Source organism: Paracoccus litorisediminis (assembly GCF_009711205.1).
GTDB lineage: Bacteria > Pseudomonadota > Alphaproteobacteria > Rhodobacterales > Rhodobacteraceae > Paracoccus > Paracoccus litorisediminis.
On record NZ_WMIG01000001.1, the window covers coordinates 328,612 to 341,980 of the forward strand.

General features: G+C 62.7%; 15 protein-coding genes. 7 read left to right on the plus strand and 8 right to left on the minus strand.

Annotation, left to right across the window (positions count from 1 at the left end; all coding sequences use genetic code 11):
• Nucleotides 1-28: 28 nt before the first annotated feature.
• The 5 genes from GL300_RS01680 to kduI all read right to left on the minus strand — a co-directional run bounded on the left by GL300_RS01680 (nucleotide 29) and on the right by kduI (nucleotide 4,613).
• Nucleotides 29-889: an amidohydrolase family protein gene (locus GL300_RS01680; protein ID WP_211594932.1), complete on the minus strand. Its 861-nt coding sequence runs from the start codon at nucleotides 887-889 to the stop codon at nucleotides 29-31.
• Nucleotides 886-2,022 carry a mandelate racemase/muconate lactonizing enzyme family protein gene (locus GL300_RS01685; RefSeq protein ID WP_155037836.1) on the minus strand — a complete coding sequence of 379 codons (1,137 nt, stop codon included), beginning with the start codon at nucleotides 2,020-2,022 and terminating at the stop codon, nucleotides 886-888. The genes GL300_RS01680 and GL300_RS01685 overlap by 4 nt, the downstream gene beginning before the upstream one ends.
• Nucleotides 2,022-2,939 (minus strand): 5-dehydro-4-deoxyglucarate dehydratase, encoded by a 918-nt coding sequence (kdgD, locus tag GL300_RS01690; RefSeq protein WP_155037837.1) that lies wholly within the window; start codon nucleotides 2,937-2,939, stop codon nucleotides 2,022-2,024. The genes GL300_RS01685 and kdgD overlap by 1 nt, the downstream gene beginning before the upstream one ends.
• Nucleotides 2,940-3,051: 112 nt before the next feature.
• Entirely contained in the window at nucleotides 3,052-3,792 is a 741-nt protein-coding gene (gene kduD / locus GL300_RS01695) for a 2-dehydro-3-deoxy-D-gluconate 5-dehydrogenase KduD (protein WP_155037838.1), read from the minus strand.
• Complete coding sequence (gene kduI / locus GL300_RS01700; RefSeq protein WP_155037839.1) at nucleotides 3,789-4,613, minus strand: 5-dehydro-4-deoxy-D-glucuronate isomerase; 825 nt, start codon at nucleotides 4,611-4,613, stop codon at nucleotides 3,789-3,791. The genes kduD and kduI overlap by 4 nt, the downstream gene beginning before the upstream one ends.
• Nucleotides 4,614-4,787: 174 nt before the next feature.
• Here kduI and GL300_RS01705 point away from each other — a divergent pair, with 174 nt between their 5' ends.
• The 3 genes from GL300_RS01705 (at nucleotide 4,788) to GL300_RS01715 (ending at nucleotide 6,950) form a co-directional block, all read left to right on the plus strand.
• Nucleotides 4,788-5,591, plus strand: coding sequence for an NAD-dependent epimerase/dehydratase family protein (locus GL300_RS01705; RefSeq protein WP_211594934.1), 804 nt, complete (start codon nucleotides 4,788-4,790; stop codon nucleotides 5,589-5,591).
• A 34-nt stretch (nucleotides 5,592-5,625) separates the two neighbouring features.
• Entirely contained in the window at nucleotides 5,626-6,357 is a 732-nt protein-coding gene (locus GL300_RS01710; protein ID WP_155037840.1) for a FadR/GntR family transcriptional regulator, read from the plus strand.
• A gap of 116 nt (nucleotides 6,358-6,473) precedes the next feature.
• Entirely contained in the window at nucleotides 6,474-6,950 is a 477-nt protein-coding gene (locus GL300_RS01715; protein ID WP_155037841.1) for a MarR family winged helix-turn-helix transcriptional regulator, read from the plus strand.
• An 8-nt stretch (nucleotides 6,951-6,958) separates the two neighbouring features.
• Here the strand turns inward: GL300_RS01715 and GL300_RS01720 are convergent, their stop codons facing one another.
• From GL300_RS01720 to GL300_RS01730, 3 genes are all read right to left on the minus strand, one after another.
• Nucleotides 6,959-7,369 carry an ester cyclase gene (locus GL300_RS01720; protein ID WP_155037842.1) on the minus strand — a complete coding sequence of 137 codons (411 nt, stop codon included), beginning with the start codon at nucleotides 7,367-7,369 and terminating at the stop codon, nucleotides 6,959-6,961.
• Nucleotides 7,370-7,546: 177 nt separating this feature from the next.
• On the minus strand, nucleotides 7,547-8,611 hold the full coding sequence (locus tag GL300_RS01725) for an alkene reductase (protein ID WP_211594936.1): 1,065 nt from the start codon (nucleotides 8,609-8,611) through the stop codon (nucleotides 7,547-7,549).
• A gap of 107 nt (nucleotides 8,612-8,718) precedes the next feature.
• Nucleotides 8,719-9,504 carry a heme-dependent oxidative N-demethylase family protein gene (locus GL300_RS01730; RefSeq protein WP_155037843.1) on the minus strand — a complete coding sequence of 262 codons (786 nt, stop codon included), beginning with the start codon at nucleotides 9,502-9,504 and terminating at the stop codon, nucleotides 8,719-8,721.
• 76 nt (nucleotides 9,505-9,580) lie between these two features.
• Here GL300_RS01730 and purB point away from each other — a divergent pair, with 76 nt between their 5' ends.
• The 4 genes from purB (at nucleotide 9,581) to gap (ending at nucleotide 13,357) form a co-directional block, all read left to right on the plus strand.
• Nucleotides 9,581-10,897, plus strand: a complete 1,317-nt coding sequence (purB, locus tag GL300_RS01735) for an adenylosuccinate lyase (protein WP_155037844.1) — start codon at nucleotides 9,581-9,583, stop codon at nucleotides 10,895-10,897.
• Between the two features lie 60 nt (nucleotides 10,898-10,957).
• Nucleotides 10,958-11,995 carry a FliG C-terminal domain-containing protein gene (locus GL300_RS01740; RefSeq protein ID WP_155037845.1) on the plus strand — a complete coding sequence of 346 codons (1,038 nt, stop codon included), beginning with the start codon at nucleotides 10,958-10,960 and terminating at the stop codon, nucleotides 11,993-11,995.
• A 63-nt stretch (nucleotides 11,996-12,058) separates the two neighbouring features.
• On the plus strand, nucleotides 12,059-12,202 hold the full coding sequence (locus GL300_RS26125; protein ID WP_170297586.1) for a hypothetical protein: 144 nt from the start codon (nucleotides 12,059-12,061) through the stop codon (nucleotides 12,200-12,202).
• Nucleotides 12,203-12,355: 153 nt separating this feature from the next.
• Nucleotides 12,356-13,357: a type I glyceraldehyde-3-phosphate dehydrogenase gene (gene gap / locus GL300_RS01745; RefSeq protein WP_155037846.1), complete on the plus strand. Its 1,002-nt coding sequence runs from the start codon at nucleotides 12,356-12,358 to the stop codon at nucleotides 13,355-13,357.
• Nucleotides 13,358-13,369: the final 12 nt, after the last annotated feature.

Consider the following 13,369-nt stretch of genomic DNA (forward strand, 5'->3'; position numbering starts at 1 on the left):
AAGGCCTATGACAAGGTTCAATAACCCATCAGACAGGCTTTAGGCCATAGAGTTCTTGCGGGTTGCCCACAAGGACAGCATCGCGCGCGCCCTCGGGCAGCCAGTCCAGCACCAGTTGGGCCAATTCGACCTCATTCGGGTAGTCTTCGGTGCGGGTGATACCGTTATGTGGCCAGTTCGTGCCCCAGACGATGCGCTCGGGTGCATGGGCAGCAATGCGGCGCGAAAGCCCCTCGATATCGCGGTAAGGCCAGCTTTCCTTGCTGCTTTCATAGACGCCAGCGAACTTGAACCAGCAATTGCCGCGATCAATCAGTTGCAGCACGGCGTCGATTTCCGGGCTGTCGGGGACGGCACCGCGAAAGAACTTGCCGTGATGATCGAAAACCCAGCGTGATTTCAATGCCATCAGCCGCGGCAGATGGGTCAGGATGTCCGAACCGTCAAACTGCACCGCAACCATCCAGCCCGCCGCATGGGCGCGGGCATCCACGGCCTCAAGGTGGTTCAGATTCAACGCACCGCCGGGCAGATCCATGATCCGCGCACCGACCACGCCCGCATCCGACAGCCGCGCGATTTCGGCGTCCGAAGTCGCCTCATCGATCACCGCGACGCCGCGGGCGCAGTCGCCCATCTCGGCCAGACAGGCGACCAGATTGCCATTGTCGCGCTGATGGGCATTGCCTTGGGTGATGATGACGCGGTCGATCCCCATCCAGCCCATCAACTGTCGATAGGCATCCGCATCGGGCAGCGGATCACGCGGCAAGCCCGGACCACCGGGCAGCGCCGGATAACCCGGCAGATACATGTGCATTTGTGAATCGACCGCTCCCTTGGGAAAGGGAACGGCCGGAGCATCACCAGTCAGTTTACGAAGGATCATGCGTCTTGCATCCTGAATTCGGCCAAAGCGTCGCGGTTGACCTCGATCCCCAGCCCCGGCCCGTTCGGGATGGCGACCACCCCATTCACGGCCTCGATCGGGGTGTTCAGCACCGCCTGACGGAAGGGGTTATGGGTGCGGTCGAATTCCATGATCGGCTCGACCGGGTTCACGCGCACCGGGTCGGGGGTCTGCGCGGCCATGAATTGCAGGGCGGCGGCGATATGGACGCCCGTGCCCCAGACATGCGGCACGATGCGCACGCCATGCAGGCTGGCGATGGCCGCGATCTTCGTTGCCTCGGACAACCCGCCGCAACCGGCCATGTCAGGCTGAAGGATATCGACGGCGCGCGCCTGAAGGGCTGCGTTCATGCCCCAGCGCGTGTGCCACGTCTCGCCCCCGGCGACCGGGATCGGTTGACCGGCGCGGACCTCGGCATAGGAGGAAAGCTGTTCGGGGACGACCGGTTCCTCGAACCAGTCGATGTCATATTCGGCGGCGGCGCGACCGACCTTGATCGCCTCGGCGACCGTATAGCCGTGGTTCGCGTCGATCATCAGCCGCATGTCGGGGCCGATCGCCTCACGCACGGCGCGGATGACCCGCATATCCTCGGCGGGATCGAAGCCGATCTTGATCTTGCAGGCGTGGAAGCCTTCGGACCGTCGCTGCGCCATCTCGGACGCATTGTCCGAAACCCGGTCCACGCCGTCACGCTTGAAACTGCCTGTGGCATAGGCGCGCACGGATTCGCGCCAGCGCCCGCCCAGCAGGGTCGAGACCGAGACGCCAAGGCTTTTGCCCTTGATGTCCCACAGCGCCATGTCGATCCCCGACAGCGCCGTGATGGTCAGTCCGCGCTGCCCTTGATCGCGCAGCGCGTTGTAAAGCGTCGCCCAATGCCGCTCGGTGGCCCGCGGGTCCTGGCCGATCAGCCAGGGCGCGTAGGAGGCGACCACCGCGGCATTGGGCCGCGCGGGGCCAAGGCATTCGCCCCAGCCCACCGTGCCGTCATCACACTCAACCTCGACCAGAACATGCGCCCGGCGGTCGAACCGCATCGAAGCACTCTCGAAGGGCACTTCCAGACGATGTTCCAGAAGGTGCGTGCGAATGGCGGCAATTTTCATCAGGCGGCTTTCTTGCGCTGATAGGGCTCGATCAGAGCGGCCATCATGTCCATTTCCGCCGCATCGAGGTCTTTCAGCGGCGAACGCACCGGACCCGCGTTGAAGCCCTGCAGACGGACGCCCGCCTTGATGGCCGAAACGGCATAGCCCTTGGCGCGGTTGCGGATCGCCATGAACGGATAGAAGAAGTCGTTCAGGATACGCTCGCAGGTCGCACGATCACCGGCGCGCAGCGCGCTGTAGAACTCATTCGCCAGACCGGGAACAAAGTTGAACACGGCCGAGGAATAGGTGGTAAAGCCAGCGCCCAGATAGGCTTCCGCGAACAGTTCCGCCGTCGGCATGCCGCCCAGATAGGTCAGACGGTCGCCCATTTTCGCGGTGATTTGGCGGACCAGACCGATATCGCCGGTGCCGTCCTTGAAGCCGACCAGATTCGGGCAGGCGTCGCACAGGCGGGCCAGCGTGTCGGCGGTCAGAACGGCGTTGTCGCGGTTGTAGACCATGACGCCGAAATCGACCGAGTCACAGATTTTCTTGACGTGGGCGTAAAGGCCCTCTTGCGGCGCGTCGATCAGGTAATGCGGCAGCAGCAGGATGCCGTCAGCGCCGACTTTCTCGACCGATTGCGCGATTTCGACAGCCATTTCAGTGCCGTAGCCGCAGCCCGAGACGATGGCGGTCTTGCCAGCAACTTCCTTGGCAGCGGCAACAATCTCGGGGATCTCGCGCGGAGCAAGCGAGAAGAACTCGCCGGTGCCGCCGGCTGCGAACAGCACGGGGGCGTCGTAACCCGCCAGCCATTCGACATGGGCGCGATAGCTGTCGCCCGCGAAATTGCCTTCGGCGTCGAAATGGGTGACCGGGAAGGAAAGCAGGCCGGAGCCAAGAGCGACCTTAAGCTGTTCGGGCGTCATGGTGATGTCCTCAGGGTTATGGGTTCGACTTCGGATACGCCATGCGGCGGCGCGCTGTCAACAACTTATCATATAACTTGTGTGATAAGTTGCGCAGCGCGCCTACTGGCCCTTAGCGGGCCAGCCAACCGCCATCGACGTTCAGCACCGCGCCATGCACATAGGCCGCCGCCTTGGAGCACAGGAACACCGCCGTGCCGGCGATATCCTCGGGATTACCCCAGCGCCCGGCTGGGATACGGTCCAGAATCGCGCGGTTGCGGTCAGGATCGTTGCGCAGGGCCTCGGTGTTGTTGGTCTCGATATAGCCCGGCGCGATGGCGTTGACGTTGACGCCCTTGGCCGCCCATTCATTCGCCATCAGCTTGGTCAGACCCGCCACGCCATGCTTGCTGGCCGTGTAGGACGGCACGCGAATGCCACCCTGAAAGCTCAGCAGCGAGGCGATGTTGACGATGCTGCCGGGCTTGCCCTGCCCAACCAACTCCTTGGCAAATGCCTGACAGGTAAAGAACACCGCCTTCAGGTTGACGTCGATCACGTCGTCCCAATCGGCCTCGCTGAACTCGACGGCATCGGCGCGGCGGATGATCCCGGCATTGTTGATCAGGATGTCATAGCCCTGCCCGGCAAACGTGTCCTTCGCCGCCATCGGATCGACGAAATCCAGCATCAGGCCGTGGCCCTTGCCCCCTGCCGCCGAGATCAGCGACAGAGTTTCATCGACATCGCGGCGCGCGGCGCAGACCACCTCGGCCCCGGCTTGCGCCAGGCCCAAGGCGATCGCCTGCCCCAGCCCGGTATTGGCACCGGTGACCAGCGCCTTGCGACCTTCCAGCGAAAACGGGCTCAACGCAGATCCCCCGGCTGAATGAAGTCCATATCGGTATAGTCGACGTTATCGCCCGCCATCGCCCAGATGAACGTATAGGAGCCGATGCCCGCGCCCGAATGGATCGACCACGGCGGAGAAATCGCGCCCTCTTCGTTGCCGATGAACAGGTGGCGGGTCTCCTGCGGCTCGCCCATCAGGTGCAGCACGCGCGATTGCGGCTCCATGCCGAAATACAGATAGGCCTCCATGCGGCGGTCATGGATGTGGCTGGGGATGGTGTTCCAAACCGAGCCGTCCTCAAGCGTGGTATAGCCAAGGATCAGCTGGCAGCTTTCCATGACCAGCGGGTGGATGAATTGATTGATGGTGCGCTTGTTCGAGGTCTCGGCCGCGCCCAGTTTGACTTCCTTGCTGTCCGACAGGCGGACCAGCTTGTTCGGATAGGTGTGATGCGCCGGGCAAGAGGTGATGTAGAAGCGCCCCTGACCACCAAAGGTCACAGCGCCTGCACCCATGCCCAGATACAGCACATCGCCACGCTCAAGCGTCCAGCTTTCGCCGCCCGCCTCGACCGTTCCGGTATCGCCGACATTGACGATGCCCATCTCGCGGCGGTCAAGGAAACTTGGGGTTTTGGTCTCGGCGACGACATCCAGCACAAGGCTGCCGCCTGCCGGCACCGCGCCGCCCATGACGAAGCGATCGTAATGGGTGTAGATCAGGCGGATCTCGCCGTCGCGGAACATGTCCGAGGCCAGGAAGTTGCGGCGCAATGCCTCGGTATCCATGGTCTTGGCATATTCGGGATTGACGGCTTGGCGGGTCTCGACGGTCAGCATAGTATCCTCCGTGCTGCGTAATGTCATATAGGTTGACAGACCTTGTATTATGTGTTGACTACAGCAAGGACCATCTGACGGCAAGACGGGAGAAGTCCTGTCGCCGGAAGGAACCGGCACCGGACAGACCCTTTGCCGCGATGGGTTGGGGATTTCTTCCGGGAGTTAGGATTCATGCTGAAGCGACTGTTGATCACCGGGGCCGCAGGCGGATTGGGCCGCGCGCTGACGCCGCGCCTGCGCGACATGGCCGAAAGCCTTCGCCTTGCCGATATCGTCCCGGTGCCCGACACCCTGCCCGGCGATGACGTGGTGCAATGCGATCTGGCGGATGCCGCGGCGGTCAATGCCATGGTCGCGGGCTGCGACGGCATCCTGCATCTGGGCGGCATCTCGGTCGAGCGCCCCTTCGACCCGATCCTGCAGGGCAATATCATCGGCCTTTACAACCTGTATGAGGCCGCGCGCCTGAACGGCCAGCCGCGCATCATCTTTGCCAGCTCGAACCACACCGTCGGCTTTCACAAGCAAAGCGAGCGCCTTGGCCCCGACTGCACCTTCCGCCCCGACAGTCTGTACGGCGTCTCGAAGATCTTCGGCGAGGCGGTGGCGCGGCTTTATTTCGACAAGTTCGGGCAGGAAACCGCGCTGGTCCGCATCGGCTCTTGCACGCCGGAACCGCAAAACCACAGGATGCTGGGCAGCTGGTTCTCGCATGAGGACTTCCTGTCGCTGATCGGCGCGGTCTTTGCCGCCCCCAGCCTTGGCTGCCCGGTGATCTGGGGCGCGTCGAACAATGACGCGGGCTGGTGGGACAACAGCCATATCGCCGATCTGTGGCAGCCCCGCGACAATGCGGAAAGCTTCCGTGCCCAGATCGACGCCACCGTGCCGCGCCCGGCCGATGACGACCCGGTGCTGGTCTATCAGGGCGGCGTGTTCACCACCTACCCGATCTATCAGAAATCCGATACATGACCTGCCTCGGAACCCAACAGGGATGAAGCCAAGGATGAAAGCGGATGACGGCGTGACCCAGCCCGGCCCGACACTGGTCGTGACCGTGCGCGACGAATTGCGCCGCCAGATTCAGGCGGGCGAATACAAGCCCGGCGACCGCCTGCCATCGGAATCGCGCCTGACGCAGGATTTCGGCGTCAGTCGCACCGTCGTGCGCGAGGCGATTGCCGCCCTTCGCGCCGATGGCGTGGTCGAACCGAAACAGGGCGCGGGGGTCTTTGTCCTGCCGCCCTCGGAAACCGCGCCCGCCTTTCGCGACGTGGACCCCGACCGGGTGTCCTCGATCATCGAAATCCTTGAACTGCGCACCGCGCTTGAAGGCGACGGCGCGGCTTTGGCCGCCACCCGCCATTCTGCCGCGCAAGAGGAAGAGATCATCGAGGCCTATCAGCGCCTGACCGATCTGGCCCGCCAGAACAAGCCCACGGCCGAGGCCGATTTCGCCTTTCACCTCGCCATTGCGAAAGCGACGAACAATCCCCGCTTCCCCGAGATGCTGCAGCTGATCGGCGCCGCGATGATCCCGCGCCGGATGCTGAACAAGGAAGGCGAGGTTCCGGTCAGCCCGGATTACGTTCGCCTGCTGGAACAGGAGCATGGCGCGATCCTCGCCGCGATCCAGATGACCGACCCCGAGGCCGCGCGGCAGGCCATGGTAAGGCATCTGAAAAACAGCCAGACGCGCTATCGCCAGCAACTGCGCACCGGTAATCTGACGTCGTGATAGCGGTGCAATAGGGCCATGCCCGACAGGACCGCGTGATCTGAAATGCGGAATGTTGGATAGGCACCAAGACCGGAACGCTATTCCGTCTCCCGTGCCTCTCGGCCTAAGGAAAGATGCGGCGCATCTTTCAACTGCAGGAAACAAAAATGCCAAGCAAAGAAGCCAGCGCCGAGAACCGTTCCGACGCGCTTGCGCTTGCGGAAAGTCTTCGGATCACGCTCGGCAGATTTGTTCGTGGCGTAAAGACACAGGCAAATACCCCGACCACTCCCCAGTCGGAAACGCTGTCGCTTCTGGATCGGGCCGGGCCGCTCAGTGTTGCCGAACTCGCAGATCGTCGCAATGTAAGGCATCAAAGCATGCGATTGGTTGCCGCTCAGTTGGAGGCTGAGTGCCTGATCAGCAAATTGCCCAATCCAGCGGATGGGCGCAGCCAACTTCTCTCTATCACCCCCAAAGGGCAGGAAAAACTCTCCAGCTCGCGCGAAGCTCGAACGTGGCAGATCGCCGACCTGATCGAGGAGCGCCTGTCCGAGCAGGACAAACGAACCCTTGCGGCAGCGATTCTCGTTATCGAGCGGCTGTGCTGACTGCCGGATCAAGCCTTCGACAATGCGGCAAGCACATTCGGCAAGGTGTTCACCCCCCAATGCTCGGCATATTTTCCGTCTTGAACCCGCACAATGTCTATAACGCTGATCGCAACGTCCCGCCCTGTCGCAGGAACGCCCATAAAGGTGCCTGTATGAACGCCGCTTATGGTCTTCCGGGTGGTGACCTTATCCCCCTCGGAGATCTGGTCGTGAAGCGTCACCGTCAGGTGTGAAAGAGCCGGGCGAAGAACATGCTGGAAGGTATTCCACATGCTTTCCGGGCCGTTCGGCATTCCTTGCGGCGCAGAGTGATTGATAAAATCGGCAGCCATCAAGGCACGGAATGCGGTTTCGTTGCCATTTTGTATGACCTCGATGTTGAAGCGGCGAACCACCTCTTTTTGATCGGCAGGCATAGTCGATCCCTTCAAGTGAGTACGACAATTTATACAGGTAAACTGTATAAATTGTCGAGTGAGCATTTGGGGATCTTTCCAACCGGGGCCTGCATCGGGACGCACACGCACGTCGCTTCAATCCAACCCCTGATTTCAGGAAAAAAAGGGCGCCGCGCGGCGCCCTTTCCTTTTCGCTCAGGCCAGTTCCTCGGCAAAGGGATAGTCGGTATAGCCCTCGGCGCCGCTGGTATAGAAGGTCGCGGGATCGACGGGGTTCAGGTCCAGCCCATCGCGCAGACGGCGCGGCAGATCGGGCGTGGCGATGAAATTGACGCCAAAGGCCACCGCATCGGCACGGCCCTCGGCCACCAGCTCTGCCGCCGCCTCGCGCGACAGGCGCTCATTGGCAATGACCGGGCCGCCAAAGGCCGCCTTCACGTCGCCCAGCACGCTGTCCGGTGCCAGATGCTCGCGCAGCGCAAGGAAAGCGACGCCACGCTGGCGCATCTGTTCCGCCACGCGCACGAACAGCGCCCGGGGATCGCTGTCGCCCATGTCATGCTGATCGCCACGCGGCGACAGGTGGACACCAACCCGGTCCGCGCCCCAGATGCCGATCGCGGCATCGGTGACTTCTTCCAGCAGCCGCGTGCGATTCTCCAGCGAGCCGCCATAGGCGTCGGTGCGCTGGTTGGTGCTGTCCTGCAGGAACTGGTCCAGCAGATAGCCATTGGCGGCATGGATCTCGACGCCGTCGAAACCGGCGCGCTTGGCGTTTTCCGCACCAAGGCGATAGGCCTCGACCACTCCCGCAATCTCATTGGTTTCCAGTGCCCGGGGCGTCACATATTCGCGCTTCGGACGGACAAGGCTGACCGTGCCGGCAGGCTTGATCGCGCTTGGTGCGACCGGAGCCGCCCCGTCAAGGAAGATCGGGTCCGAAATCCGCCCGACATGCCACAATTGCAGAAAGATCAGCCCACCGCGGTCATGCACTTCCTTGGTGACCTGCTTCCAGCCCTCGACCTGCGCATCGCTCCAGATGCCCGGCGTATTGGCGTAACCCACACCCATCGGCGTCACGGCCGTTGCCTCGGACAGGATCAGCCCGGCCTCGGCGCGCTGGCCGTAATATTCGGCCATCAAGGTATTGGGGACGCGATCATCGACCGCCCTGCTGCGCGTCAACGGCGCCATCACGATGCGGTTTTTCAGTGTCACTGCGCCCAGCGTCAGCGGATCGAAAAGCGTCGGCATCATCTGCCCTCTTGATGAATTGCTTGGATGTCAGAATTGTGGGCCGCACCTTGGCGACACAATGTCGCAGGATGCAAGGCGGGTCCGCGTCTGGCGAATAGCTCGGCAGTTCATGCTGCCTCGCGAATCGGGAATTCCTCCAGCGCCGCCTGCTGCTCAGGGCTCAGATCCTCGGGCCGGATCACCGAGGTATGGATGGAAAACACCACAGCCCCGGTTTCCGGCAGCCGGAACAGGCATTGCCGCTCAACCCGGATGAAGGGCAGCGCGCCTTCGGGGGCGCGGCCCTGCTCCTCGGTCCGGGGATTGTGCAGGGGCGCGTTGGAATGATGCGCGGTCCCCCGCATCATCCCGATCCCCGGCCGGATGCCATCCAGCAGGCGCTGCACCCGCTTACCCACATCCTCGGTATATTTTGCCACCGGTTTGTGGATGCGCATCATCGGCCGCATGAACTTCTGCTCCAGCGTCCAGCCCGCCGGAAAGCACAGGATCGCGCCGCCAAGGATATGCTCATCGCCCTCGCCCGGCACCATCAGGCACAGGTCTTCGGCCACCAGCCGCCCCAAGGTCAGCAAGGGCTGATCACGGTCGGCACGCACCATCCCGCCATCGGGACGGCGAATGACCTCTCCCATGTCATAGCCGCGCGCGGGCAGCAGCCGCATGATCCAGTCGTAAAGTTCCTGCGCCGCCGGTGTACAGCCTGTCTGCAGCCGGTGGACAGCCTGTGTACGCTCGACGATCAGCTTTTCCCGCAATTCCAATTGCTTGGCGAATGCGTCGTCCTGCACCAGCCAATCATCCTCGGTCACGGGAACCGTCCCCGGCAGACGCCGCGTGCGGGGGTCGGTCCAGGGCGCAAAGCCCAGATGCTTCTGTAGGATCTCGCTCATGTCGGCATCATGCGTGCAGCGCGGTTGCGGGCAAGGGGTTTGACGGCTAAAAGCCCCGCAAATACAGGAGAATCCGATGATCCCGCGCTATTCCCGCCCCGAAATGGTCGCCATCTGGTCGCCCGAAACCAAGTTCAAGATCTGGTACGAGATCGAGGCCCATGCCTGCGACGCTCAGGCCGATCTGGGCGTGATCCCGCGCGCGAATGCCGAAGCGGTCTGGAAAGCCCGCGATGTCCAGTTCGATGTCGCCCGCATCGACGAGATCGAAGCCGTTACAAAACATGACGTTATCGCGTTCCTGACCCATCTGGCCGAGCATATCGGAAGCGATGAGGCCCGCTTCGTTCACCAAGGCATGACCAGCTCGGACGTGCTGGACACCACGCTGAACGTGCAACTGGTCCGCGCCGCCGACATCCTGCTGGCCGATATGGACCGCGTTCTGACCGCGCTGAAGACCCGCGCCTTTGAGCATAAAGACACCGTCCGCATCGGTCGCAGCCACGGCATCCATGCCGAGCCGACCACGATGGGCCTGACCTTCGCCCGCTTCTATGCCGAGATGGACCGCAACCGCGCCCGTCTGGTCGCCGCACGCGAGGAGATCGCCACCGGCGCGATCTCGGGCGCTGTCGGCACCTTCGCCAATATCGACCCGGCGGTCGAGGAACATGTCTGCGCGAAACTGGGCCTGAAGCCCGAGCCGATCAGCACGCAGGTCATTCCGCGCGACCGTCACGCCATGTTCTTTGCGACGCTGGGCGTCATCGCCTCGTCGATCGAGAACGTCGCCATCGAAATCCGCCACATGCAGCGCACCGAGGTGCTGGAAGCCGAAGAATTCTTCAGCCCCGGCCAGAAGGGCTCGTCGGCCATGCCGCACAAGCGCAATCCGGTGCTGACCGAAAACCTGACCGGCCTTGCCCGTCTGGTTCGCATGGCCGTGATCCCGGCGATGGAGAACGTGGCGCTTTGGCATGAACGCGACATCAGCCATTCCTCGGTCGAGCGTGCCATTGGCCCCGATGCGACGATCACGCTGGATTTCGCGCTGAACCGTCTGGCTGGCGTCGTCGAAAAGCTGGTCGTCTATCCGGAAAACATGCTGCGGAACATGAACAAGTTCAAAGGGCTGGTCATGTCGCAACGCGTGCTGCTGGCACTGACGCAGGCTGGCGTGTCGCGTGAGGACGCCTATCGTCTGGTCCAGCGCAACGCGATGAAGGTCTGGGAACAAGGCGCGGACTTCAAGACCGAGCTGCTGGCCGATGCCGAAGTCACCGCCGCGCTGTCCCCCGCCGAGATCGAGGAAAAGTTCGATCTGGGCTATCACACCAAGCATGTCGACACGATTTTCCGCCGTGTCTTCGGTGAAAACGGCGCGCATTAACCGACCGTTCTTGAATTGATGTCAGACTGCCCCCGAGACCTAGGAATCGGGGGCCGTCACATGATCCCACAACCCGCAAATCCCGCGCTCAGCGCCCGGCAGAAAGCCGCGATCATCGTCCGCGTCGTACTGGGCGAAGGCGAGGATCTGGACCTGTCGCGCATCCCGCCGGGGTTGCAGACCGATCTGGCGCAGGAAATGGCGCTGATGGGTCTGGTCGACCGCGACACGCGCAATACCGTCATCGCCGAATTCTGCGACCGGCTCGAAGCCGTGGGACTCAGCTTTCCCGGTGATATCGACGGCACGCTGGACCTGTTGGACGGGCATCTCTCTGCCGATACCACCGATAGGCTGCGCCGTCTGGCTGCGCTGAATGGCTCGGGCGACCCGTGGGAGCGTATTGCCCACTTCACCCCGCAATTGCTGGCCGAACTGGCCCGGACCGAAGCGATCGAGATTGCGGCGGTGATGTTCTCAAAACTGCCGGTGCCGCGCGCGGCCGAGGTGTTCGGGCTGCTGGATTCCCAACGCTCGCGCCAGATCGCCTATGCGATGTCGCTGACCGGCATGATCGAGGAAAAGGCCCTGCACCGCATTGGCCGGGCGCTGATCCAGGCCGCCGACGCCGTGCCGCGCCCCGCGATCGAGGGCAAGGTGGTCGACAAGGTCGGCGCGATCCTGAACGGCTCACCCGCCACGACCCGCGACGACGTTCTGGCCGGGCTGGATGACGATGACGCCGAATTCGCGACCGAGGTGCGCAAGACCATCTTCACCTGGGCCAATATCCCGACCCGCGTCGATCCGCGCGACATTCCCCGTATCACACGTGAGGTCGAGGGCCCGATCATGATCACCGCCATGGCCGGGGCCAAGGGCCGCAACAAGCCGACGGTGGAATTCCTGCTCTCGGGCCTGCCCTCGCGGCTGGCCGAAAGCATCCGCGAAGAGGTCGAGAATACCAATGCCGTCACCGCCAAGGATGCCGAGATCGCGATGAACAATGTCGTCACCACGATCCGCCGGATGGAGGCCGATGGCGACCTGTTCCTGATCGCGCAGGACAGCGACGATGCCGGGCAAGGGTTGGACTGAACGCTTGCCCATGCCCGCCCGGTCGCCTAGCTCTGGTCCAAAGTTTCCAGCCGGGACGCGCTGATGACCAATGTAATCGCCCTTTGTCTGGGCCTGCTGATTCTGACCCTGTTCGTTCTGGACGCGGTATTCTTTCAGGGAACACTGCCGGTCTTTCTGGGAAAGCAGTTTGCCACGCTGATCGAATATCTGAGTTTCTGGCGCTAACATCCCATTCACCCGCGAAAGCGCTGAAAACTCTGGGCGCTAACATGGTTATTTGACAAAACTTTTGGTGCAATCCCGGTTTCAGCCATTTGCATTCTCCGGCGATTGCGCGCTATCTGCCACCCGAACATCATCAGCGCCCGGAGGGACCCCATGGCTGTAAAGGTGGCAATCAACGGTTTTGGCCGTATTGGTCGGAACGTTCTGCGCGCGATCATCGAATCGGGCCGCACCGATATCGAGGTCGTCGCAATCAACGATCTGGGCCCGGTGGAAACCAATGCCCATCTGCTGCGCTACGACTCGGTTCACGGGCGCTTCCCGGCCAAGGTCACGACCACTGCGGATTCGATCGATGTCGGCCGCGGGCCGATCAAGGTCACCGCGATCCGCAACCCCGCCGAGCTGCCCTGGGGTGACGTCGATGTCATCATGGAATGCACCGGCATCTTCACCTCGAAAGAAAAGGTGCAGGCGCATCTGTCGACCGGCGCGAAACGCGTGCTGATCTCGGCCCCCGGCGACAATGCCGACAAGACCATCGTCTTCGGTGTGAACCACGACACGCTGACCAAGGACGATATCGTCGTCTCGAACGCCAGCTGCACCACCAACTGCCTGTCGCCGGTCGCCAAGGTGCTGAACGACACCATCGGCATCACCCGTGGCTTCATGACCACGATCCACAGCTATACCGGCGACCAGCCCACGCTGGACACGATGCACAAGGATCTGTACCGCGCCCGCGCCGCGGCGCTGTCGATGATCCCGACCTCGACCGGTGCCGCCAAGGCCGTGGGCCTGGTGCTGCCGGAGCTGAAAGGCCGTCTGGACGGCGTCGCGATCCGCGTGCCGACCCCGAACGTCTCGGTCGTCGACCTGACTTTTGAAGCCGCCCGCGACACCTCGGTCGAGGAAATCAACGCCGCGATCAAGGCTGCCGCCAATGGTCCGCTGAAAGGCATTCTGGGTTACACCGAGGAGCCGCTGGTCTCGACCGACTTCAACCACGACCCGCACAGCTCGGTCTTCCACATGGACCAGACCAAGGTCATGGAAGGCAAACTTTGCCGCATCCTGACCTGGTACGACAACGAATGGGGTTTCTCGAACCGCATGTCGGATACCGCCGTCGCGATGGGCAAGCTGATCTGATCACGCCCGATC

Bases quoted from the DNA above. Each gene is read 5' to 3' on its own strand.
- GL300_RS01680 (WP_211594932.1), bottom strand. From the start codon at position 889: ATGATCCTTCGTAAACTGACTGGTGATGCTCCGGCCGTTCCCTTTCCC.
- GL300_RS01685 (WP_155037836.1), bottom strand. From the start codon at position 2,022: ATGAAAATTGCCGCCATTCGCACGCACCTTCTGGAACATCGTCTGGAA.
- kdgD (WP_155037837.1), bottom strand. From the start codon at position 2,939: ATGACGCCCGAACAGCTTAAGGTCGCTCTTGGCTCCGGCCTGCTTTCC.
- kduI (WP_155037839.1), bottom strand. From the start codon at position 4,613: ATGCTGACCGTCGAGACCCGCCAAGCCGTCAATCCCGAATATGCCAAG.
- GL300_RS01705 (WP_211594934.1), top strand. From the start codon at position 4,788: ATGCTGAAGCGACTGTTGATCACCGGGGCCGCAGGCGGATTGGGCCGC.
- GL300_RS01710 (WP_155037840.1), top strand. From the start codon at position 5,626: ATGAAAGCGGATGACGGCGTGACCCAGCCCGGCCCGACACTGGTCGTG.
- GL300_RS01715 (WP_155037841.1), top strand. From the start codon at position 6,474: ATGCGGCGCATCTTTCAACTGCAGGAAACAAAAATGCCAAGCAAAGAA.
- GL300_RS01720 (WP_155037842.1), bottom strand. From the start codon at position 7,369: ATGCCTGCCGATCAAAAAGAGGTGGTTCGCCGCTTCAACATCGAGGTC.
- GL300_RS01725 (WP_211594936.1), bottom strand. From the start codon at position 8,611: ATGATGCCGACGCTTTTCGATCCGCTGACGCTGGGCGCAGTGACACTG.
- GL300_RS01730 (WP_155037843.1), bottom strand. From the start codon at position 9,504: ATGAGCGAGATCCTACAGAAGCATCTGGGCTTTGCGCCCTGGACCGAC.
- purB (WP_155037844.1), top strand. From the start codon at position 9,581: ATGATCCCGCGCTATTCCCGCCCCGAAATGGTCGCCATCTGGTCGCCC.
- GL300_RS01740 (WP_155037845.1), top strand. From the start codon at position 10,958: ATGATCCCACAACCCGCAAATCCCGCGCTCAGCGCCCGGCAGAAAGCC.
- GL300_RS26125 (WP_170297586.1), top strand. From the start codon at position 12,059: ATGACCAATGTAATCGCCCTTTGTCTGGGCCTGCTGATTCTGACCCTG.
- gap (WP_155037846.1), top strand. From the start codon at position 12,356: ATGGCTGTAAAGGTGGCAATCAACGGTTTTGGCCGTATTGGTCGGAAC.